This is a genomic window from Chitinophaga pinensis DSM 2588, assembly GCF_000024005.1.
In the GTDB taxonomy this organism is placed as follows: Bacteria; Bacteroidota; Bacteroidia; order Chitinophagales; family Chitinophagaceae; genus Chitinophaga; species Chitinophaga pinensis.
This window is the reverse complement of record NC_013132.1, coordinates 7,147,178-7,169,697: the sequence shown is the minus strand read 5'-3', so window position 1 is coordinate 7,169,697 and position 22,520 is coordinate 7,147,178. Positions and strand designations below refer to the sequence as shown.

Sequence of the window (22,520 nt, the reverse complement as noted above, 5' to 3'; positions counted from 1 at the left end):
TTGTTAATCTACTATACAGAAAAGGATTATGCTATTACTATCTTATATACTGGCGGGGCTTGGTGCATTTGTTTTTATGGAAATGGTAGCGTGGTTCACGCATAAATATATTATGCATGGATTTTTGTGGTCTTTGCATAAAGATCATCATCGTAAAGAAGAGGGACAGTTCTTTGAGAAGAATGATTTCTTCTTTGTGATATTTGCCTTACCCGGAATGCTGTTGTTTCTGTTTGGTACATTACAGCATTTACCATATCTGATCGCGATCGCCACCGGCATCACTTTATATGGCGCTACCTATTTTCTGGTGCATGACGTTTTTGTACATCAGCGTTTCCGTTGGTTGAGACAATCAGATAATATTTATCTGCGTGCGCTGAGACGTGCGCATAAGATGCATCATAAACATTTAGGTAAAGAAAAAGGAGAGTGTTTCGGGATGTTGTTTTTCCCGGTACGTTTTCTGAGAGATGCTTTCAATAAAGAAAAAAGTTATTCCTGAGATGTGGTATACTTATCTCACGATAGATCTGGCGTCTATTTCCGTGCCTTTTATTTTCTCCTTTCATCCTAAGCTGAGATTTTATAAGCATTGGGGTGCGTTATTGCCTGCCCTGTTTATCCCTGGATTATTTTTTATCTGCTGGGATTGTTTTTTTACGGCCAAAGGTGTGTGGGGATTTAATCCTAAGTATGTATCAGGTGTATCTGTATTCAATCTGCCCTTGGAGGAAGTATTGTTTTTCCTGTGTATCCCTTATGCCTGTCTCTTTTCCTATCATAGTATTTTTACGCTCTGGCCGAAGTTGCGGTTGCCAGGTATACTGACCAGGCTTATTTCATGGGGACTGATAGCCGTGGGTTTGTGTATCGCATATATATACAGTGAAAAGAGTTATACTTTTCTCACCTTATTACTGATGTCCTTGTTCCTTTTTGGTGTGACCATCCTGTATAAGAACCAATGGGTGGACCGTTTCTATATATGTTACGCGTTCATGTTGATTCCGTTTCTGATAGTAAATGGTCTCCTGACCGGTTCCTGGATACAGGAACCGGTTGTCTGGTATAATGCTGCCGAGATTGCGGGTCCGAGACTGATGACCATTCCACTGGAAGACATTGCGTATGGCTTGCTATTGATAGGCGTAGAAGTGGCGCTGTATGAGTATTTGCTGGCAGGCAAGCGGGAGTCCGTTACATACAGTCCGCTCCGGGAAGGTAGCTGAGGAGGCTTTTTGATTATCTTTGTGCGGTATATTATTCTACTCGTTTAACGCAAAGGGCATGAAACAGGTAAGACATCAGCGCATAAAGACAATTACGGAATATCATCAGTTCATGGGTATTCCCAAACCTGATCATCCCCTGATCAGTGTAATTGATTTTACCCTGATCAAACATTTACCGGGAGATCAGCCTGTCAGTCTGTTGCTGGATTTTTACTCCATCGCCCTGAAAAAGAATTTCAATGCCAGGATGAAGTATGGGCAGCAGGAATATGATTTTGATGAAGGGCTGATGACCTTTACCGCTCCTGGTCAGGTGATACGGATCGAGCGGGAAGACGAGGAGGAGCTGAAGCATTCCGGCAGGTTACTGCTGATCCATCCGGATTTTCTATGGAATACGGCGCTGGCCAATAAGATCGCGCAGTATGAGTACTTCGGTTATGCGGTGAATGAGGCGCTGCATTTGTCTGAAAAGGAAGAGGGGACTGTGATGGGGATCATGCAGCAGATAGCGCAGGAATACTGCTCTAATATCGATAAATTCAGCCAGGATGTCATTATTGCCCAGGTAGAACTGCTGCTGGTATATGCGGAGCGGTATTATCATCGTCAATTCCTTACACGGAAGATCAGCAACCATAAGATACTGGACCGCCTGGAAAGTCTGCTGAACGAATATTTTGCCGGTCAGGCGATACAACAGGCAGGACTGCCCACTGTGCAGTATGTAGCCGATACCCTGCATGTTTCTCCCAATTACCTGAGCGGTTTGCTGAAGATGCTGACAGGACAGAGTACGCAGCAACACATACACGATAAACTGATCGAGAAAGCAAAAGAAAAACTATCCACAACGGAGCTATCGGTCAGCGAAATAGCCTATGAACTGGGGTTTGAACATTCTCAGTCCTTCAGTAAATTATTCAAGAGTAAAACGAACCTTTCTCCCCTGGAATTCCGGCATTCTTTCAATTAGCTAAGAATTGGCTACAACAAAAATAGATTCTACTACATCGGTCTATCGGTTCATACGGACTTTTGCATGGTAAGTTTCCATCCAAAAACGAATCAATTATGAAAATTGTAGTAACAGGATCGCTGGGTAATATCAGCAAACCACTGACCAAGGAATTAATACAGCAAGGACATCAGGTGACGGTGATCAGCAGTAATACAGACAGGCAGCAGGAAATTGAAACACTGGGTGCTGTGGCTGCTATCGGATCACTGGAAGATGCCGGCTTTCTGAGTACTGCATTCGCCGGTGCAGATGCGGTATATGCGATGGTACCGCCTAATTTTGCGGCGGAAGACCAGATCGCTTATTACAGCCGTATTGCGGATAGTTATGCCACCGCGATCCGTAACGCAGGTGTGAAACGTGTGGTACACCTGAGCAGTTATGGCGCACACCGGAGTCAGGGAACCGGCTTTATTCTCGGCTCGCATCATTCCGAGCAGATACTAAGTCAGTTATCAGATGTAGCGATCACATTTTTACGGCCTACTTTCTTCTTTTACAACCTGTATGGGTTTGTGGATATGATCAAACATCAGGGTTTTATGGGATCGAATTATGGCGGAGAAGATAAGCTATTGATGGTCTATCCAACTGATATTGCCCATGCGGCAGCAGAGGAACTAACCAGTATAGGTGGTGGAGTAAACGTGCGTTATGTGGTGAGTGATGAACGTGGTTGTAATGAGGTGGCCCGCGTACTGGGCGCTGCTATCGGAAAACCGGATCTGCAATGGCAACTTTTTACGAAGGAGCAGGCAAAAGCAGGTATGGAAAGAGCCGGTCTTCCACCGCATGTGGTCGATAATCTGGCAGATCTTAACGAGAGCACACATAACGGTGCTTTACGGGAAGATTTTGACAAACATCCGCCGGCTGTATGGGGTAAGGTGAAACTGGAGGATTTTGTAAAAGAACTGGCTGCTGCCTTCTAAGCAGGCCACTTACATCACAGCTTCGAATGCATATCTGGCCATACTCCAGAATTCATCCAGTGCAAGGATGCGAGGTTTGAAGAAGGAAATGATATCGGGCCAGTCTTCCGAACGGAGCACAGATATATTGTCCAGCTGTTTACTGATTTTACTGATGTCTCTGCCATATTCATCTGTCGTATCGGCTTCCCATTGCCAGTCATCTTCACCGAGAGCGGCCGCCAACATGCCTTTATGCAGGAGGAACTGGTTATAGAATTCTTTATGTAGTGCCGGATCTGCCGGCGAAATAACGATCGCAATACTGGCATTTCTGTTATCAGCATCCATCTTGAAGCTGATACCGGAGATGCCGGTTTTGTAATTGGACCAGCTGATGACATCACCATCTGCTGAAAGTATTGGCTTCATGTATTTGCCGAAGCTTGTCCAGAATGCCTGTTTGAGTTTTGAAACTTCCTGTTTAGTGTACATGTATCCGCTTAGCTATATTCACAGCTTCAAAGATAGTTCACTCCTGCTGAAAAACGATCGTTGAGAGAATCGGTCCTTATCTTTCTCAAAAGGACCTGCAGCATAGAATATTTGCGAAATGACTCATGGAGTCCTTTATCTTGTCTCAACAGCCAGTTTAACTATGGAACAGGAATTTTCAAAGACAACAAAAGACAGGGAAAAGTATCAGGAAGACAGTCAGCTGTTTGGTACACCGGAAGCGCAGCAGCAATTGCAGCAGGGGCTGGAGGATATGTATTTCCTGTTGAGCAGGGAGTATCCTTTTAAGGCGTCGCTGGCCTTAGTGGGCAACAGGCATCAGCTGGTAAAACGGCAGCAGACGGCATTGCAGGGAATGGCCTGTTCAGCGGTACAGCTGGAGACCAGAAAGCGAAAAGAGGTGTCTGCGGCTGCGTTGAAAGATAAAGCGGTGTACCTGGATGCGTTTAACGTATTGATCCTGCTGGAAACGGCGTTGTCGGGTAATTTTGTGTTCCGCGGACTGGACGGTTGTTTCCGGGATATATCCTCTGTTCACGGATCTTACCGGAAAGTAGATCAGACGGAAGCTGCGTTGTTACTGGCGGGTAATGCTTTGCGTGAACTGGGGGCAGCAAAGGTGACCTGGGTGTTTGACGCACCTGTATCCAATAGCGGTAAGATGAAAGGCGTTTGTTATGAGCTGGCTGCACAACATGGTTTCACCTGGGAGGCGGTGTTGGAAGCTTCTCCTGATAAATTCCTGATCGATAGTCAGGCCCTGATATGCAGTTCAGACGCCTGGATATTGGATGAATGTACAGCCTGGTTTAACCTGGGTGCATATGTTATTGAACAGCTGCTGCATAATCAGGTGAATATGGTACCTGTGCAAAGCAAAAAATTGTACTGATGTTATTTGAATCGTTTAAATGCTGCCCCATAAATACCAAAATCTATTAAAGACCGGGAAACCCTTGCAGGGTAAAGACTTGGGTGTGACATATCGAAACGGAATTGTTCCTGATGGTAGGAGCCTTCATATCGAAGTGAAACATACGAGGTATGATCTACCTGCACTCTTACTCTCATTGAACCGGTCTGGCTGCCATTGTATTTTGGGACAATAAGTACGATAAACTCTCCCGGACCGACTTTAACACCGAAATTGCCGTTACCGCAAAAGTCATATGAGGGACATTCGATGGCGTACCAATGAGCATAGTCGGACGTATCTTTAGCTTCCTGTACTCCCCAGGCATGGCGGTCTTTCCCAAAAAAGAGCTTTGTTGCATCTGTTTCATTTACTATATACACCGGAAAGTAAAACCGCGTCTGATCGTATGGATTATTGCGATAATGAACCGAAGTTTTGTAATCTGCAAAAATCTGAAAACCGTCTGTGTTGAGAGAATCCCATATGCCAATGCTACCTTTTTCGTGAATGATGTCGCTTTGTTTAATAGCGTCCATATACGGTCCTTCATTCTGGAGCTTCAGTGTATCGCAGAATCGATACTTACCCATCAACGGGAAGGATACCGGGTTTACAGCTTTTATTTCCAGGAGCGTTACTTTTTCCTGCGAAGAATCCTGTACTATAACCGGCAGGTGAAATTTTTTCTTTTCTGCCGTCTCTGGCGATGCCGGCTGTGGATTTTGACAACTCAACAGCAGTGCAGATAGAAGAGCGAAGGCAACGATTGGTTTAAACATTTCTCACAGATTAGGGAAGTGTAAAAGTACAAAAAGCAACTCATTGGTGTTTCAAAATGTATTACCTTCGTATTAATCCTATACGAACATGAAAATCATTTACTTATCCGTGCCGGCGATCATCCTGTTGGATATTTATGCCTGGACATGGGTTGCAAGTTTGCTAACCGCGCCAAGTGATCTCGCCGTATTCGGCGGTATTGTCAGCATTTTCGTAATTATTATTCTACACTACGCATTTTACAAGTTATTAAAATTCAAATTTTAAGTATGAACCAGAAAAAAATCCGATCGATTGTCCTGTTGGTCATTGTGGTCGTTGTAATCCCTGTATTCTGTAATTTATGTTGCACGAGAATTGATGCCGGTCATGAAGGTATCAGAGTAAAACAATATGGTACTGATAAAGGGGTACAGGATATTTCACTGGTAACAGGACGGGTATGGTACAATCCGTTGACTGAATCCGTGTATGAATTCCCGATCTTCGTACAGACAGCTGATTATAATCCATTTACGGTGAATGCAAAGGATGGGTCCGTATTTACAGTAGATCCTACCATTACTTTCCGTGTATTGCCGGGTAAAAGCCCCGAGATCTTCAAGAAATACCGTAAGGGTATCGATGAAATCACAAAGACAACCTTATACAACTATGTAAGAGACGCTTTCCGTATACAGTTCAACAAGTATACGACTGATAGCATGATCAGCAGCAGGGAAGGATTTGAGAATGCGGTACAGATACAATTGTCTGAATCCATGAAAAGGGAAGGTTTTGACCTGGAGCAGCTGACCAGCGGTATCGAGTATCCTGAGACGATCACACAGGCGATTGACGCGAAAAACAGGGCTGTACAGCAGGCGATGCAGGTTGAAAATGAGCTGAGGGTAACAGAAGCGAATGCGAAAAAGCTCATTATTCAGGCAGAGGCAGAAGCAAAGGCAAATCTGCTGCGTCAGCAGTCTTTGACTCCATTGCTCATTCAGCAACAGTTCATCGAAAAATGGGACGGAAAAACGGCTTTATATGGCAGTTCTCCGACCTTCTTCAAGAATGTGCAGTAATAAACGCATCAGAATATAAAAAAAGAGCGTTTTCAATAACAGCAAAGGGCTGTACTGCCATATGGCAGTACAGCCCTTTGCTGTTATTGAAAATTATAAAAAGAGGATTAGTTTCTGAACATCGTCACGACCAATCCCATTTCTTTATTGAACATTTTTGCCATAGCGGCGATGCTGGTTTCATTAGAGCTGCTGCTTTTATCCATATCGAGGGCTTTGGTACGTACCACCAGTTTCAGGTCTCCTTTTGTATAAAGGCGGAACATCCCTTCATCTTCACCTTCACTGACTGCGTTAGCACTGGCTGAATCTTGTTTGAAACCTGATTTTTTGATCTCCTGCAACATCTGTCTCATATTCTCACCCAGTGATACATAGGTGACGCTGCCGTGTGGTGTTACACTCATGTAAAGATCTTTATGTTCATTCACATAACTGCTGCTGTCATCATCTGCAATGCTCCAGCGATAGCTGATCTTATTCAATGTATACAGTACGCTGTCGCCGGACATATCCAGTATATCAGACATATCTGTCAGGTTGATGTTTCTGCTGCTGATACCTGTGAATTCTCTGATCATTTCTTCACCCAGTAATATTTTCACGAGTGAAGGATGTTTGGTAGAATAAATCACTTCTACATGCTGTCCTTTGCTTGCTGCATGGTACTGTTCGCTGCTTACTTCTTTCTGTGTACGCACCGGTTTCCCTTTTTTCGTAATGTAGGAAATCGTCAGTTTATAGGAGCTGCTTTTGGAGCTGCTTTTGTAATAACCATCTACAATCGTTGCCGGTACTGTTTCTCCGAACTGTTTCAGTTCTTTGTTTTCCAGCGTTGTGTAGTGCATGGAGAAGATGATTATCAGTGCAATAGCGCCTGGTATAAACAGGAAAGTGATTTTGTGATACCAGTACTTTGGTGTGCTGTCCCATTCCTTTATTTCATCAATGTCCTGAAAATCAGCAAATAGCTGTACAAGAAAGAGAAAGCATAACAGACCGCCTATGATGCCCAGGAAAACAGGCATAACAAGGTACATGTCAGCAGGCATCCAGAAATAGAATGTCAGGAACGTGAGGAGGAGCAGAACGCCCCAGGTGATTCTTCTTTTCATATGTATAGGGTTGTAGTGTACGGTTGCAGGGAGTTTCGGTTCTTCAGGATATTTCTAATCTTCAGGTCTTCAAGGATTTGTCCCACAGACTGCTATAAACAGTCTGCAAATATACATTTTTTAATATATGATTGTCCGTAAGGGATTCATTTTAAATTATGTTTTTATATACTATTTTATGTATTTTACACATGAGCCTCCCTGAAAGCCTTAGTAGTAGCACGTTTGGGCTTATTCTGTGAGAATGAGACAGTTAGCCGAAGAGACCTATCTATAGATTGAAAGACGATCCCTATAATATAAACCGAATGCCTAAATTTTTATTGCTACCCTCATTATTGTTATTATTTCATACCCTGTCATTTGCGCAATATGCGGACAGTGGAACGGGTCATCTGAAGGAAGTAGTGTGGTGGATAGACTGGTCAGGTATGAAAATCGAAAATGGAGCAACCAGAACAATGACAACAGCTGACGGATTATCTGTCACAATCACCATCTCTGATGTTACCGGCACACCTGTTTCGCCAGCCGTGATGAATATGTCGGGTTATGCTTTCCTGAAGAATCTGTATGATTTCTCTGACACTGCTATGAGACCGGCACTGTCGGTGCCTAACAACTTCAATAACAGTAGTTTTACTATAACAGCCAATGCTACACGTTATGGGAGACCAGCTGCTTTTACGCTGGTAGCAGCAGACGCAGAAGCTTCGAGTTCGCTGGAAACACTGGTGCTGACGACATCTGCAGGACACTGGCGATCCATCGAGTTCCTGCGTACTTCCACGCAGGTAAATAATCCGGCTGCAGGTTGTGGCACTGCAATAGTGACAATATCAGAAACATATGGCGGAACAAAGGGGATAGGTCAGTTGCCCGTAGTCGCTACAGACGTACCTTCCGGTGTTCCCATTAAATTAGATGTCGGTTTATTGCGTACCGGTCATGGCAGCAGTGCAGTGGCCTTTGGTATCATCGCCAAAGTAGATGAAGGTGATCTGCCGGTTAGTTATGGTCATGCTTTTCATCAGCTGATGTATAGTACGCAAAACGCTTGTAATTATCAGGCGCCATTTCCGCTGACCAGTTTACAATCTGATCTGAAACTGGGTAGTGTGGCTGGTGACGCTGATTCTGTCGGTATGACGAATGATAATCTGCATGGACAGGATGAAGAAGCGATCAGTGCATTTCATGATTATACCGGTAGTGGTAGTTATACGGTGAATATACCATTGAGTAATACAACGGGTAAAAATGCATATCTCTCTGCATGGTTTGATTATAACCGGAATGGGGCATTTGAACTCGCAGAAATGACTACAGCAGTCGTGCCTCCTAATGCAACTATTGCGACAATCAGCTGGACGGGATTGCCGGATGGATTTATTACGGGAAGCGTATCACAATATGGTTTCCGTTTTCGTTTATCGACAGATCAGCAGGCAGTGAAAACACCTACAGGCTTTGCGCCTGATGGGGAGGTAGAAGATTATCTCGTGCATATTAAAGCACCTTGTGCCGCTAATATCAATACACTTTCCAACATGGTACGCTGTGCGGGTAAACCTGCACAGCTGAATGCGAGCGGTGGTATTAAATACCAGTGGTCGCCGTCCGCCGGACTGTCATCAGATACGATTCCGAATCCGGTGGCAACACCGATGGTGACGACTACTTATACGGTGAATGGTGTAGATACCTATGGTTGTCCGGGAAAGGCGAGTCTGACTGTTTACGTCAATCCTTCTCCTGTATTCAGCAAGAGAAGTGATACGGCGATCTGCTCCGGTAATTCATTACAGCTGTATGCAATCTCTGATGTACCGGCTACTTATTCCTGGTGGCCTGACAGTTCGCTGAACAACAGTATTATTCCCAATCCGGTGGCTACACCTGGTGTCAGTACCAGTTATACTGCTACAGCGACGACGATGTATGGTTGTACCAATAAAGCGGTCATCAATATCCGTGTAAATCCTTCTCCTGAGTTTAAGGTGATACCGGATACGCCGGTGGTGTGTCTGGGACAGACAGTAGATATCCTGGCCAAAGGAGGGGATGTGTTTCAGTGGTATACCGACAGGGATTCGTTGTTGACTACTAATGCGTCTATCACGGTGGCGCCTGTCTGTGATTCTACTTTTAAGATTTATATGGAGCATCACACCTGTGCAGTATCCGATACGTTTATTGTACCGATTAAAGTGTATGAATTGCCGGTTACGTCAGTATCAAAATCAGGCGATATAGATTGCGCACATCCTGAAGTGAGTCTGGTGGCAAAAGGAGGCGTTTATTACAACTGGCAACCTGCGGTGGCTATCTCTAATAACCTCGTGGCTAATCCGGTCGTATCGCCGCTTAAATCGGCCACTTATGAGGTGACGGTGATGGATGTACATGGGTGTACCCAGGTAGAAGCCATTACGGTGAATGTGGACGTTGCGCTGGCTTTTACCCGTTACCCCTTGCCAACGGCATTTACGCCCAATGGAGATGGCCGGAATGATTGTTTTGGTATGAAGTTCTGGGGGGAGACGAGTACGTTTGAATTCAGCGTATTTAACCGAACCGGTTTCAGGGTGTTCAGCACACGTTATCCTGGTCATTGCTGGGATGGCACTTTTAAAGGAATGGTACAGCCTGCGGGCACTTATATCTATATGATCAGAGCGAAGACGATCTGTGGGGATGTCATACGTAAAGGCACTGTTGTACTTGCCAGATAAACAATGAGGCTATCTCAATAATGAGATAGCCTCTTCCTGTATATAGACTGGTTAACTTACTGATTAATGCCCAGACGTCTGGCTGTTTCTGCCGCTTTGAATTCATCCGTTTTAAACGGGTTTCCTTCTGCTGTGAATACGTAATCAAGCGTATTCAATCCACTGTCTGGTGTAAAGAGCAGGTACAGGTATTTCATTGTTGTTGCAAAGAAATAGACCGGCATTTTATTCTGCTGCTGTTTACTTCTGATATCCATTACGCCAGTGAATGCGGCGCCTGCCCTGCAATACTGCAATATGTCGCTGTAGTACTGTCTGCCCATCTGCTGATAGGCGGTATCTTTTGTGTAATCATACAGGTACCAGGCTGACTCGATGATCTCGGGATTCAGGTCGTACGCTGCTGCCGTGATATGCTGCCGGCGGAAGTCGTAGATCATCGGAATCATCCCATACTGTTTCCAGAGATTATTCCAGGTCCGGTGTACCCTGGCTGCCTGTTCTGCATCATTATCGATACATAAAAGAGCTGGCAGGAATGCGTCGTAACCTGTCGCAGTTGTATTCTTTGTTTCCCCTGAATACATGTCCGTTCTGCGGTACCATATTGCGGTGTCACTTTCTTCTGCGTTATACTGATGTACGGCTGTAATGGTTTTCTCCCACATTTCTTTCAGTGCTTCATCTTTAAACAGGAGCCATGTTTTCAGCATACTTTCATAGTAAGCGCTGCCTCCTGCGCCGATACAACTGATGGTTTCCAGCCAGTCACCGGTTTCATTGTTGATGATGTTGCCGGTAAGGTTGAGGGCTGAGCGTCTGCCGTATATGGCTTCTGTCGCTTTCCTCGCCGCCTGATAATATTTCGGGTCCTTTGTGTAATAACTCAGGATGCCCATTTCAAGTGTATAAGCGGCTGCTTCTGCGGTATTGACCTTTTCGCCTTTCACTTTACCGGTTTTCAGATTGACCCAGTAATAGGGGATTCCTGTCGGTGATCTGAAAGCTTTTAAGAGGCGATCTCCAAAGTCTCTTGCGCGTTCCAGTATTTTAGGCTGGTGTGTGCAGGAGTACATGTATAAGAGTCCTCCCAGTACGCGATTATTGACATCAAAGGTCTTTACGTAAACGTCTATGTCAAAGTTGCAACTATCTGTTACAAACTTCTCAATGTCTCTGGCCTGTTTCTGGAGGCCCATCACTTTCATGGTGCTATATGCATCAATCTGCGAAATACGTATCGGCTGTTCGTACCAGTCCGTGTAGGTTTTCGTTTGCGGCAATAATACATCATGGCCCCAGGCGTATCGTTTGTAAGCATCCCAGGATCTGATAAATTCCTGTTTGACGCTTAGCGATAACTCCGCTTGCTGGGCTTTCATAGGTAGGTAGGCGATCATGGCTGCGGCAGCCACAATACATTTTTTCATCGGATGCTAAATTATAATCTGCGAAAGTAATAAACCGTTCATACTATTGCGCTAACAAATATATTTTTTACGGTATAACGATCTACGACATACGTTGGTGCTGTTCCCTGTATTGAGAAGGTGTTTGCTGGTAAATAGTCTGAAACTGTTTGTAGAAATGGCCGAGGTTATTGAAGCCACAATCGTGGCAGATGCTCTTAATGGGGGCATTCGTGATGGCTAACTGTCTGGCTGCAAACTGCATACGTAATTCCGTCACCAGGGTAGAGAGTGTTTTGTCATAACATTTGCGGACGGTACGGTTGACATAATCGATGTTACGGCCGCAGATGGAGGCAAAACCTCTGGCGCCCAGGCGGAAGAGATCGGGTTGTGCAGGAAATAGCTGGATGGCATTGTTCAGCCATGCGGGAATGTCCTGGTTATCCGGTTGATTTTCAGTAGGGAGCAGGAGTTTAAAAAGGGAGAGTAGGAAACTGTCCAGGTAGATGGCGGAGTCCTGGTGTTTCCACATTTTTTCTGCCAGGTGGGTGATGCTTCTTAAGATCGTTTCGTCCAGTGTGGCCTGGTAGGGCAGGTCGCCTTTTTTCCAGAAGAAATCTTCCGATTCCGGGAAGTATCGCTTTTTGAAATACTGTACGGTTTTAAAGGGAAATGCGAGGTTCATCATGGTAATGCCCTGACGGTTGGAAGAGAAGGTATGCAGATCATCCGGGCGCATCATGATAATATCGCCTGTATTCAGCGGGGTGTTTAGTCCATTGATCAGATGAGTGCCATTGCCATGCTCTATCCAGAAGATTTCGGCATAATCATGATTGTGAAGTGAAATATCATCGGTAGAGAATATTTTTACCCTGGCCAGATGAAAAAGTTCACCTTTTGTAATGAAGTCGCGTAATAAGAACCTCGTAATTTTCATAAATCTCCCCTGACAGTGTTAAAGGTAGCAAAATTTTATGCAGATGTGCCTGCCCGAAAACACTAATAACATTGGATTAACCATGTTAGCCGGCTTTTCTGCCAGGGGAGTATAAAAAGCATCGTTCAGGAACTTACTGGCGCAGATATTGTTTGTTGAAATGCCCAAAGCAATTGTTTTTTGACCGTATTGCAGGTGTATCCGAACGGTGACGCTGCCACGTGATGCGGTCGCAATGCCTTACGATTAAAAGAGTTATCTTTATAAACACATATCTTTTATAACCCTGTAGATTGTTGCGTATGTTAAGCATGACGAGAAAAAATATCAGGATCAACCCTGATTTCAAAAGAGTCATTCCCCGCTTTTTTAACTCCGGCAATGAAAGATCGGTGCAAATCATTAATAAGGTTGTGGATATGCCGGAGAATGTGGTATGTGAAGTACTGAATGGTGTGCTGAAAGAATTTTCCCGCAGATATAAGGACATCCATGAAGTGTTTGAAAACCATTATTCCAGGATTTCTCACCTGGTGCCGGCCGGCGTGATTGTCACCAAAGACAGGCAACACCTGCTTGGGGCTTATTTCACCATGGAATATTCGCTGGAAGCAGCAGCGCTGTTCAATCCGTCTGTAGTAGAAGCGCCTGACCAGTCAGGTATTCCGCCGGGACATAAGCGCGTTATTGTCAGCTTCCGGGCTACCGGTGAAAGTCATATTTCGTCTATCGTATTCCGGGAAGGTGTGATCGATAAAGACTGTAATATTACGCTGGACGATCCGACGCATTTCCTGACGGAAGGAAAGCTGACCGGAGAGAAGCGGAATGATAAAGAACATTTCGCCCGTCAGCTGAATCAGTTGCGGCTGCCGGAAGATCTGCATGTGGGTATCCTGCATCAGCTGACAGATGAATTTACCTATTCAGAAATAGATATTATCCTACGTAACTCGCTGCGGGGCATTAAAGATCCGATGGATCAGCTGTCACTGAAGCAGCATGTCCTGGAACTGGTCGATGCCAGCTATGAACTGCATTTTCCTGAACACACCACACTGGGAGAGCGGGTCATCTTCCCGGTAACTTATACAGAGAAGAATGGTATTGAAGATGCACGTTTTGTGAAGTTCACAGAGGAAGAAGGCTCCTGTACATATTATGCGACTTATACTGCTTATGACGGTTCATTTATATTACCCAAACTGATTAAAACCTGCGATTTTCAGCATTTTGAAGTACATCCGCTGTATGGTAAAGGAGCTGTGAATAAAAATCTGGCTTTATTCCCCAAAAAGATAAATGGCAAATACGCGATGTTGTCAAGGATCGATGGGCAGAATAACTATATCATGTTTTCTGAAGACCTGTATGACTGGGAAGAACCGCAGTTATTGCAGAAACCTAAATATCCCTGGGAATTTGTGCAGATCGGGAATGCCGGTTCGCCGCTGGAAACAGAGAAGGGTTGGCTGATCATTTCGCATGGGGTAGGACCGATGCGGAAGTATTGTCTGGGTGCGGCCTTGTTTGATCTGGAAGATCCGACCAAAGAGCTGGGACGTCTGCAATATCCGCTGCTGATGCCTAAAGAAGATGAACGTGACGGATATGTGCCGAACGTAGTGTATTCCTGTGGTGCGATGATACATGAGGGACAGGTATTTATCCCTTATGCGGTGTCTGACTACGCGTCCTCTTTTGCCAGTATTCCGCTGGATAAGTTACTGAAGGCTTTATTAAAGCCAGCTCAGTGAGTACCCAATATACGTTTATAGACTTCTATATAATGTGAGACCATCTTTCCCTGGCTGAACCTGGCCAGGGAATGTTCGCGGCAATCGTTTCTGAGAATATTATCCGCCTGTTTTACGGCCAATACTGCTTCCGCTGTATTCTTTACAAGGAATCCTGTTTTAGCGTCTGTAATCAGCTCTTTCATGGCGCCTCTGTCAAATGCGATGACCGGCGTACCACACATCATGGCTTCCGCAATACTTAACCCGAATGGTTCATTGAACAGGACCGGGTGCAGTAATGCTTTTGCTTTTCCGAGGATATTGTTCCGGTCTTCCGGACCTACATTCCCTTTATAGATCACCTGCCTGTTATCGATATGTGGGGCGATCTTTTCCCGGAAATAGTTTTCGTCCTGAATCAGTCCGCAGATGATTAAACGCATACCCGCTTCCCTGGCAATCTCAATGGTCAGATGCGTCCCTTTTTCGGGGTGTATCCGTCCAAAACTCAGCAGATAGTCATCCGGCGTAGCCGTAAAAGAAAACAAGGTTTCATTCAGTCCGTTATATACGGTATCGATGTAGGTCAGTGAAGGATCGCGGTCACTGTTACTGATAGAGACGTAGTGTGTCGTACCGTTATATTTCTGATATACCGGAAGAATAGCAGGAGAGGAGAAACCATGAATAGTGGTCAGCATAGGTGTTTTAATCACCCGGGACCAGGTCAATGGCAGAAAGTCGAAATGACTGTGAATGAGATCAAATTCCCCGGCACGTTCCATCAATGAGGAGATATGTAGACATTCCCATACTTTAAAATCGCCAGGTTCATCGCCAAGAGAGTGTTCTCTGACGGAAGACAGTTTTGCATTGGTAATGGAATCGCCGGTAGCGAAAAGTGTCACATCGAGCCCCTGGTGTACTAATCCTTCGGTAAGCACAGAGGCTACCTGTTCCCAGGGGCCATATTGCTTTGGGGGCGTGCGCCAGCTGATCGGCGCAAGAACGGCTATTTTCATTTATTTATTTAATGTTTCGGCAACAGCAAAGTAGGAGATCCAGAAAGCGATAGTACTTTCTGCACCCTGGTTTTCATTGACACGGTCGGGTTGCAGACCATCTGCACAACCACCGGTGATGTCGTCGTACAAAGGTTGCTGAAGGGCATTAGCGCCCATAAACCATTGCCAGGATTGTGTCAGTCTATGAAGGTGTCTCGTATCGCCGGTGACATGAAACGCCTGCTGATAGCACAGGACCATGGCCATGGCGTCCAGTGGTTGCTGGTCGAACAGGGCGGTACTGCCACCTTTGCTTGCCCAGCCGTTATTGCCTACGGGATAAAGCACCTCATCATGGAAGACCTTCGACTCCAGGAAACTGATCGCTTCCAGGGCGGTATGCAGGTAATTTTCCTGACGGGTGATGCTGTAAGCATGTAATAGTCCCAATGGGAGAATGCCGTTATCATAGGTCAGTACTTCTTCAAACCAGCACCATTTATCATCACTGTATCTGTTGTATTCATCGATAAGCTGATCCGCAAGCAGGCTTATTCTGGATAGCTGTTCCTGGTCGCCGGTATGTGAGCGGACGAAGAGGCAGAGGCCAACGAGACTATTCGCCATGCCCCGCAGGGATTGCAGCTTGTCCATATGTGCGGCCGCTTTCAGGAACAGGTCTTCGGCTGTTCTGATCATCAGCGGAGAAGGGCCGTATTCTACCAGGTATCCAAGGGTCATCAGTGTACGGCCATAGGCGTCTTCCGAACTGCCATCGTAAACGATCTGTTTATCATAACGCAGGAAGTTATGGAAGTAACCGTCCTCCATCTGCATATAGTGGATGAAACTCAGGTAGATGGACATGAGTCTGAGTACCTCGGGATACCGGCCCTGTTTCCAGGCAAGGACCGTCAGCATTAAAGCGCGGGCGTTATCGTCCGTACAATAGCCTTCTTTCCTGTTGGGCGTAATGCGCAGTGCATGTTGTATCATGCCGGTGCTGTCTGTCATGTTCAGCAGATGTGCCGGATTGAACGCTGGTAATACCAGCTCATCCGGCACAAAAGCTTTTTCGGGAAATGTTTCTGCTGTCTGTAAATGCGAACGCATGTAATTCTTTTTGGTGAAACAATACGCGACGGTGTTTACAGTGCTGCGAGATTGTTATCGTAAGTGGGCAATTGTTTTTTCATTAACTCATAAAACAGCATCGCGTGTTTACGTGCGACGGTGCCCCACATCGTATTTCTTGTTTTCATAAATGCCTTTTTACCCATTTCCTGGCGGATCTGTTCATTGCGCAGGAGATAGATGGCGTTGGCGGCGAGTGCGTCTTCATCACCCGATTCGATGATAATGCCTGTGTCTTTATCCAACATTTCGTTGGCTAGCACAAAGGCATTGGAGATGATCGGGCAACCGGCGCTCATGGCATACATAAATGTACCGCTCATGGCCTGGTTCGGATCGCGCGAAGTAAAGAGGTAGATGTCTGTCAGCGACAGGTAGTTGAGCAACAGATGAGTCGGAATAAATTCATTCACCAGTTTGACATTATTGGTGAGGTTATTTTCTCTTATGAGTTCTTCAAGGATTTCGCGGTATGCTTCTCCTTCCGATGCCACAAGATTGGGGTGGGTATTCCCCAATATGATGTAGACAGCTTCCGGAAATTCCGCAGCGATCTTTACCATTGCTTTAATACCGGTCTCAATACCTTTGTTCGGACTCAGCAAACCGAAAGTGGTCAGGATCTTTTTGTGTTCCAGGTGTAACCTGCTTCTGAGGTCGCCTCTGTTTGCGGCAGGTATAAAGTGGGTACCATGCGGGATGATTACCAGTTTATCTGCCTGGATATTATAGTCTTCTACCAGTAAACGATGAGAGTGCTGCGTCATCACAAGTACCTTATCTGCCAGCAGACAGATGCTTCTGACCAGCTTCAGCCGCTCGACATTCGGATCAGGTAATACGGTATGGAAACGAATAATGAAGGGTTTGGTGAGCAGCGAGAGGAAGGCGAGTACATATTCGCCCATATTGCCGCCGAAAAGGCCAAATTCATGCTCAATACACACCATTTTGATGGCAGGATTCTGATTGATGGCCTCGGCCCCTGCAATACAGGAGTTCAGTCTGCAACCGTCCATGACCATGGTAACCGGAGAGGCGTAATTATCTGTATTGGCCCGTTTATCCAAAGCGCAAACGCTGATTTCAAACTCATGCTTCAGCAGGTGCATGAGTTCATTGGTAAGATCCTCCGTGAAAGTGGCAATACCACATTTACGGGGGGAATAAGTACTCACATAGAGTATCTCCGGCTTCATGTCATATGTATCCATACCTAAGGTTTTAACGCAGTAAAGAGAATCGAACTAACAAGGGTTAAGGGAGTAAACAGGTCGTCCTGTGGGTCTGAGTAGTGTCTCGTACGTGGAATCAAAATGTAGAATTGCAAAAAGCGAACCAGTCAGAATTGGCACAGATTCTAATATTTTTATTATTTTCCTATATAAAAACTGACCCTATGTCAAAACAAACCAGAAGACAATTCCTCTCTGCTGCCGGTAAGACTGCCGCGGTAACCGGTATTGCGACCATGACCGGAGGGGCTGCGATGGCAGCTGAGGCGCCTGCACAGAAGGTATTCGTTCATCATGTTTATTTCTGGCTGCACAATCCTGATAGCCAGGAGGACAAGGCAAAACTGATTGCTGGTCTGCAGAAACTGGCCAAAGGAGCAAAGACCATCCTGCAACATCATATTGGTACGCCTTCCAGTACCAACAGGGACGTGATTGACCGTTCCTACCAGGTGTCGTGGCTGCTGTTTTTTAAGAACAAGGCGGAACAGGACATTTACCAGACGGATCCTGCGCACCTGAAATTCATCGAGGAGTGTTCCTCGGTGTGGAAGAAAGTGATTGTATATGATGCAGAAGATATTTGAGGATACTTTGTATATTTGAATGAACAGTACGGCCCTGTTAGCAACAGGGCTGTTTCATCAGCCAGGATCAGCCCTTCGACAAAATACAGGACCAACCAATGCCAGCCTTGATCTCATTTGTAAAAGCAATTATTTATGCTAAAAAGAATCATAGGACTGCTATTTCCCCAAAGCCCGCCTGAGCCGCATGCCTTTCTGAAGACTACAGGCAGCAGGATCACCGTGAGTGCACAGAATTGTACCGTTATTACTTCCAATTATTATGAGGAACCTTCTGACAGCGACGGACTGGAGGTGCACATGCTGGACGGCCTGATTGGTCTCCGGAGTGCTGAAATGCGTGAAAGGGAGATCTGTTATCTCTCCTGCGCTTATCAGCCCGATACGCATACCCATATGGAATTGCTGAGTCCTTATATTTACAAAGACAGGATGACGGTCAGTTTTCTGCTGGAAAGGCATCAACAGATCTCTATTTATGTGAATCCTGCGGATCACCGGGAGTATTATTTCGACCTTGAATTTATGAATGCTTAACCCCTGAATTTCTTATAACAACAAAAAAAGCGAATGGCTGTATGACCATTCGCTTTTTTGTTGTTATATGTTGTTCCGTGATATGTTTCTTATTGCATGCCGTCCATCATACCCTGGTTACCGGCTCCTGAGCTCTTACGTTTGAACAGGGAGGCATCTACTTTACCAAAGCGGTAGGCGATGTTCAGTCTGATCATCTGTGGGTTTCTCAGACGTTCGTAGTTCTGTATGAAGTAGTCGCTGTAAGAGTACTGACTGGTTTTACGTGAGCGGAAGATATCGCTGACACCCAGGGTAGCCGTCAGTGCCTTTGTTTTCAGGAAACTTTTCTTCAGGGCGATGTCTATACCATAGAAAGAGCGGATGTAACCCTGAGAAGCGCTCTGTGCTTCCAAACCTGGAGGGCCGCCGCCAAAGCCGGTGTTGGTATTGATCGGCAGATTGGTTTTGGACTGATAGGTACCGGTCAGCTGCAGATCAAATGCTTTTGGCAGTTTGAAATTACTGTTGATCTTTCCGAACATGCTCCACAGGGCGTCCTGCTGAGCGCCTGCGTTGGCGTTGATCTTGGAATTATACAGGTTGATGTTGGTTGACATATCCCACCATTTTGTGAAATAGTTCTGTACCGTAATCTCTGCACCTGTTGTATAACTGCTGCTGGCGTTAATGTACGTATTGATCAGTGCTGTGTTGCCGGTAATCGGATCCGTCTGACGGTCGATAAAACTTGTGATGGTGTTATCGGTGTGTTTGTAGTACACCGAACCCAGGAAGGTGTGGTTACCCTTGAATGTTTTCAGGTAAGACAGTTCAAGGGACTGCGTGAATTCTGGCACCAGACCCGGGTTACCTTTGGTGATATTGAATTTGTCGGTAGAATCGGCAAATGGTATCAGCTGGAAGAAGTTCGGGCGGTTGATACGACGGGTTGCACTTATCTGTACTTCCTGCTCGTGTTTCAGTTTCTGGCTCAGGAAGACAGTCGGGAACAGGCTGATAGGGTAGCTATTGCTGAATTTCTGACCCGTTTGTACCAGTTCGCCCGTATACTCTGAACTTTCTCCACGCAGTCCTAATTTATAGCTGAAGTTGTGGATGCTGCTGCTGAAGGTAGCATAGGCAGCGTACACACTTTCATTGTTTTTATAGTTGCTGGTATTGCCGGAAGTAAGGTCGTACTGGCTGGTCGCCTCGTTGAACAGGTAATTGTAGTTATTGTTCTCGATATGGCGGAAGGCCGCACGTAAACCGGCTTCCAGTTTACTCTTGGTACCCAGTGGTTTTACATAGTCGGTCTGTGCGGTGATGTTGCGCATCTTACCGCTACCGTTGATCTTTTCCAGTTCGTTGCCGGTCACAGCGCCACCTTTGATATTGTAGTAGTCGGTGCTGTAATCGGAGCTGTTATCACTCTTACCACCGAAGTAGTTAGCGTCCATGGTCAGCTCTTCCCCTTCGTGCGGGAAGAGGTGTTTTAAACCTAAAACCAGACCCGTACCGTTGAAGGTACGTTCACCTTCGGTTGTTCTGCGGCTGAAAGATGTCATTGGCGTGCCGGAGTAGAGGGTATCACTGTTGATATCTAATATGCTGGAAGGTTTGAAGGAACCGTGTACTTTGAGACCGGATACGGATAAAGTGGTACGGTTGGTAGCGAAATAGTCCATTCCGAGACGGCCAAACATGAAACCACCATTTGTTTTGGAGGTGTTTTCCTGCAGGGTATGAATATTCGGATCATCTGCGATATCCAGCCTGTCGGTGTGACCGTTGGTACGATCGCGCATCTGGTTGATCATACCGCTGGCGGTGATATTTACTTTACCCTGGCGTACGTTGAAGTCCAAGCCGCCATTGATACCGCCACGTTTGTCCACACCTGCACGGATATTACCATTATAACCGGTTTTACGGTTCTTTTTCAGCACGATGTTCACGATACCTGCGCCACCACCTGAAGCATCGTATTTAGCGCTCGGAGCGGTCATTACTTCCACGCTTTCGATCGCGTCCGCAGGGATCTGATCGAGGGTGAGGGTAGTCGGACGGCCATCTATCAGCAACTGGGGGGCTGCATTACGCATGGTCATCTTACCGTCGATATCGATGTTTACGGAAGGTACGTTTCTCATGACGTCCTGTGCGGTACCACCGGCGCTGGAAATATTCTGTTCAACGTTGAATACTTTCTTATCCATGTCCACTTTCATCAGTGGTTTGGAGGCGGTAACGGTGACGCCCTGCAGCTGACTGATATCGCTGGTCAGTTTGATATTGCCCAGATCTTTGTCAAAGGAAGGCATGGTACCAGGCGCAGGTTTCTTTGTCAGGAAAGAAACGGTCTGTGCGTATGGTTTGAAACCGGTAGCAGATATTTTCAGGATCAATGGCCCCATTACCGGCAGATCTTCCAGGTTGAATTCACCATTGTTCTGCGTGATAACACCTTTCAGGAGGATATCTTTTCTGGTATTGGTAGCGGAATCAAGTTTGTTCTGGAACACGATCACAGAGGTATAAGGCATTGGCTTCCCTTCATTGTCGAGGACTTTTCCATAGATACGTCCTATACTCGGTGGTTTGGCGCCGGCAAATCCACCCGGGCCGGCTCCGCCTCCAGGGCGCTGCTGCGCGGATACATAAAAGGAGAAGGTCAACATGGCAAATAGCCAGAGAATTCTTTGCATAAGTAACATTCTTATAAACACAAAACTAATAGCGCGGTTCCATTATACATAGCAAATGAGACAATGCAAGGAAATAACGCGACAAAAAACGTGAATAATGGTGTTGGTCGTACTACATGATAAGCTGGTAATGACCTATTTAGTACCTGTCAGCGCTGCTACAGCTTCCCGGTAGTTATCACCTACAGGCAATTCCATAGTACCGATAAAAACGCTGTTTTTACGAATGGCCGTGATGTGGGCAACTGCGATGATATAAGATTTATGAATACGGATGAATCTGGCCGGTGGCAGCTGTTCTTCTACCTGTTTCAGTGGCATGCGTGTCACTACAGGTTTGGCGGTGCCGGTCAGATGGATCCTGATGTAGTCTTTTAAGGCTTCTATCCAGATGATATCGGCCACATTGATCTTCAGCAGACTATAATCTGAATTCACGAAGAAAAACTCAGGTGTGGTACCCGGAGCGGCGGTCAGCTGCTGATGTTTGAGCTGATGCAGTTCTCTGGCTTTATTACATGCTTTGATAAAGCGGGGCAGGCTGACGGGTTTTACCAGGTAATCGGTAACATCCAGTTCAAATCCTTCCAGTGCATATTTTTCGTAAGCAGTAATAAGGATGATCATCGGTTTATGGGCCAGGCTCTGTATGAATTGCAGGCCGGTCAGTCCGGGCATCTGTATATCGAGGAAGATCAGATCAACGGTGGTTTCCTGTAATACTTTGATAGCTTCGAAGGCGTCCGCACATTTGGCCACCATTTCAAGGAAAGGTACCTGGCGGATATTGTCTTCGAGGAGGTCAAGCGCGAGTGGTTCGTCGTCGACGGCTATGCATCTTAAAGTCATAATCAATTAGGAATTAGGAATTACGAATTAGGAATTGGTTAGCCGTCAGTGATGATATGAGTGCTTTATTATCAATGGTGTATTGAGTTGCTTTTAT

21 protein-coding genes are annotated in these 22,520 nt (G+C 45.7%); 11 read left to right on the top strand and 10 right to left on the bottom strand.

Translation table 11 applies throughout. From position 1 onward, the window contains the following. Positions 1-28: 28 nt before the first annotated feature. The 4 genes from CPIN_RS27800 to CPIN_RS27785 all read left to right on the top strand — a co-directional run bounded on the left by CPIN_RS27800 (position 29) and on the right by CPIN_RS27785 (position 3,188). The gene (locus tag CPIN_RS27800; protein WP_012793211.1) at positions 29-505 is read left to right on the top strand and encodes a sterol desaturase family protein; all 477 of its coding nucleotides are present in this window, start codon (positions 29-31) and stop codon (positions 503-505) included. 1 nt (position 506) lies between these two features. Next, complete coding sequence (locus tag CPIN_RS27795; RefSeq protein WP_012793210.1) at positions 507-1,232, top strand: lycopene cyclase domain-containing protein; 726 nt, start codon at positions 507-509, stop codon at positions 1,230-1,232. Positions 1,233-1,290: 58 nt separating this feature from the next. Continuing rightward, a complete protein-coding gene (locus CPIN_RS27790) occupies positions 1,291-2,211 on the top strand; it encodes a helix-turn-helix domain-containing protein (protein WP_012793209.1) in 921 nt (306 codons plus the stop codon). A 98-nt stretch (positions 2,212-2,309) separates the two neighbouring features. Continuing rightward, positions 2,310-3,188: an NAD(P)H-binding protein gene (locus CPIN_RS27785; protein ID WP_012793208.1), complete on the top strand. Its 879-nt coding sequence runs from the start codon at positions 2,310-2,312 to the stop codon at positions 3,186-3,188. 9 nt (positions 3,189-3,197) lie between these two features. On the opposite strand, the gene CPIN_RS27780 is transcribed toward CPIN_RS27785, so the two are convergent. Next, a complete protein-coding gene (locus CPIN_RS27780) occupies positions 3,198-3,662 on the bottom strand; it encodes a DUF4268 domain-containing protein (RefSeq protein WP_012793207.1) in 465 nt (154 codons plus the stop codon). Between the two features lie 163 nt (positions 3,663-3,825). On the opposite strand from CPIN_RS27780, the gene CPIN_RS27775 reads away from it, so the two are divergent. Beyond that, on the top strand, positions 3,826-4,575 hold the full coding sequence (locus CPIN_RS27775; protein ID WP_012793206.1) for a DUF434 domain-containing protein: 750 nt from the start codon (positions 3,826-3,828) through the stop codon (positions 4,573-4,575). 2 nt (positions 4,576-4,577) lie between these two features. Here the strand turns inward: CPIN_RS27775 and CPIN_RS27770 are convergent, their stop codons facing one another. Further along, positions 4,578-5,378, bottom strand: a complete 801-nt coding sequence (locus tag CPIN_RS27770; protein ID WP_012793205.1) for a hypothetical protein — start codon at positions 5,376-5,378, stop codon at positions 4,578-4,580. Between the two features lie 88 nt (positions 5,379-5,466). Here CPIN_RS27770 and CPIN_RS27765 point away from each other — a divergent pair, with 88 nt between their 5' ends. Both CPIN_RS27765 and CPIN_RS27760 read left to right on the top strand, forming a co-directional pair. Next, entirely contained in the window at positions 5,467-5,646 is a 180-nt protein-coding gene (locus CPIN_RS27765) for a hypothetical protein (RefSeq protein WP_012793204.1), read from the top strand. Positions 5,647-5,648: 2 nt separating this feature from the next. Next, positions 5,649-6,446, top strand: a complete 798-nt coding sequence (locus tag CPIN_RS27760; RefSeq protein WP_012793203.1) for a prohibitin family protein — start codon at positions 5,649-5,651, stop codon at positions 6,444-6,446. A 107-nt stretch (positions 6,447-6,553) separates the two neighbouring features. Here CPIN_RS27760 and CPIN_RS27755 read toward each other — a convergent pair whose 3' ends face one another. Then, positions 6,554-7,561 carry a DUF3592 domain-containing protein gene (locus CPIN_RS27755; RefSeq protein ID WP_012793202.1) on the bottom strand — a complete coding sequence of 336 codons (1,008 nt, stop codon included), beginning with the start codon at positions 7,559-7,561 and terminating at the stop codon, positions 6,554-6,556. A 308-nt stretch (positions 7,562-7,869) separates the two neighbouring features. Between CPIN_RS27755 and CPIN_RS27750 the strand changes: the two genes are divergently transcribed. After that, positions 7,870-10,296 (top strand): CshA/CshB family fibrillar adhesin-related protein, encoded by a 2,427-nt coding sequence (locus CPIN_RS27750; protein ID WP_012793201.1) that lies wholly within the window; start codon positions 7,870-7,872, stop codon positions 10,294-10,296. Positions 10,297-10,352: 56 nt separating this feature from the next. Here CPIN_RS27750 and CPIN_RS27745 read toward each other — a convergent pair whose 3' ends face one another. Together CPIN_RS27745 and CPIN_RS27740 are read right to left on the bottom strand one after the other, a co-directional pair. After that, on the bottom strand, positions 10,353-11,726 hold the full coding sequence (locus tag CPIN_RS27745) for a glycoside hydrolase family 47 protein (RefSeq protein ID WP_012793200.1): 1,374 nt from the start codon (positions 11,724-11,726) through the stop codon (positions 10,353-10,355). An 82-nt stretch (positions 11,727-11,808) separates the two neighbouring features. Continuing rightward, positions 11,809-12,648 carry an AraC family transcriptional regulator gene (locus CPIN_RS27740; protein ID WP_012793199.1) on the bottom strand — a complete coding sequence of 280 codons (840 nt, stop codon included), beginning with the start codon at positions 12,646-12,648 and terminating at the stop codon, positions 11,809-11,811. 311 nt (positions 12,649-12,959) lie between these two features. Here CPIN_RS27740 and CPIN_RS27735 point away from each other — a divergent pair, with 311 nt between their 5' ends. Continuing rightward, positions 12,960-14,405 (top strand): glycoside hydrolase family 130 protein, encoded by a 1,446-nt coding sequence (locus CPIN_RS27735; RefSeq protein WP_012793198.1) that lies wholly within the window; start codon positions 12,960-12,962, stop codon positions 14,403-14,405. Here the strand turns inward: CPIN_RS27735 and CPIN_RS27730 are convergent. From CPIN_RS27730 to CPIN_RS27720, 3 genes are read right to left on the bottom strand one after another with little or no spacing between them, the layout of a single operon-like run. Beyond that, positions 14,399-15,409, bottom strand: a complete 1,011-nt coding sequence (locus tag CPIN_RS27730) for a glycosyltransferase family 4 protein (RefSeq protein ID WP_012793197.1) — start codon at positions 15,407-15,409, stop codon at positions 14,399-14,401. The two genes, CPIN_RS27735 and CPIN_RS27730, sit on opposite strands and share 7 nt — an antisense overlap. Beyond that, positions 15,410-16,504: a glycosyl transferase gene (locus CPIN_RS27725; RefSeq protein WP_012793196.1), complete on the bottom strand. Its 1,095-nt coding sequence runs from the start codon at positions 16,502-16,504 to the stop codon at positions 15,410-15,412. It lies immediately after the preceding gene. A 35-nt stretch (positions 16,505-16,539) separates the two neighbouring features. Next, on the bottom strand, positions 16,540-17,739 hold the full coding sequence (locus CPIN_RS27720) for a glycosyltransferase (protein ID WP_012793195.1): 1,200 nt from the start codon (positions 17,737-17,739) through the stop codon (positions 16,540-16,542). A 185-nt stretch (positions 17,740-17,924) separates the two neighbouring features. Between CPIN_RS27720 and CPIN_RS27715 the strand changes: the two genes are divergently transcribed. Both CPIN_RS27715 and CPIN_RS27710 read left to right on the top strand, forming a co-directional pair. Continuing rightward, positions 17,925-18,347, top strand: coding sequence for a Dabb family protein (locus tag CPIN_RS27715; RefSeq protein ID WP_012793194.1), 423 nt, complete (start codon positions 17,925-17,927; stop codon positions 18,345-18,347). Positions 18,348-18,482: 135 nt separating this feature from the next. After that, positions 18,483-18,884 (top strand): hypothetical protein, encoded by a 402-nt coding sequence (locus tag CPIN_RS27710; RefSeq protein WP_012793193.1) that lies wholly within the window; start codon positions 18,483-18,485, stop codon positions 18,882-18,884. An 89-nt stretch (positions 18,885-18,973) separates the two neighbouring features. Here the strand turns inward: CPIN_RS27710 and CPIN_RS27705 are convergent, their stop codons facing one another. Both CPIN_RS27705 and CPIN_RS27700 read right to left on the bottom strand, forming a co-directional pair. Next, positions 18,974-21,574: an outer membrane beta-barrel family protein gene (locus tag CPIN_RS27705; RefSeq protein WP_012793192.1), complete on the bottom strand. Its 2,601-nt coding sequence runs from the start codon at positions 21,572-21,574 to the stop codon at positions 18,974-18,976. 135 nt (positions 21,575-21,709) lie between these two features. Next, positions 21,710-22,423 carry a LytR/AlgR family response regulator transcription factor gene (locus tag CPIN_RS27700; RefSeq protein WP_012793191.1) on the bottom strand — a complete coding sequence of 238 codons (714 nt, stop codon included), beginning with the start codon at positions 22,421-22,423 and terminating at the stop codon, positions 21,710-21,712. Positions 22,424-22,520 lie beyond the last annotated feature (97 nt).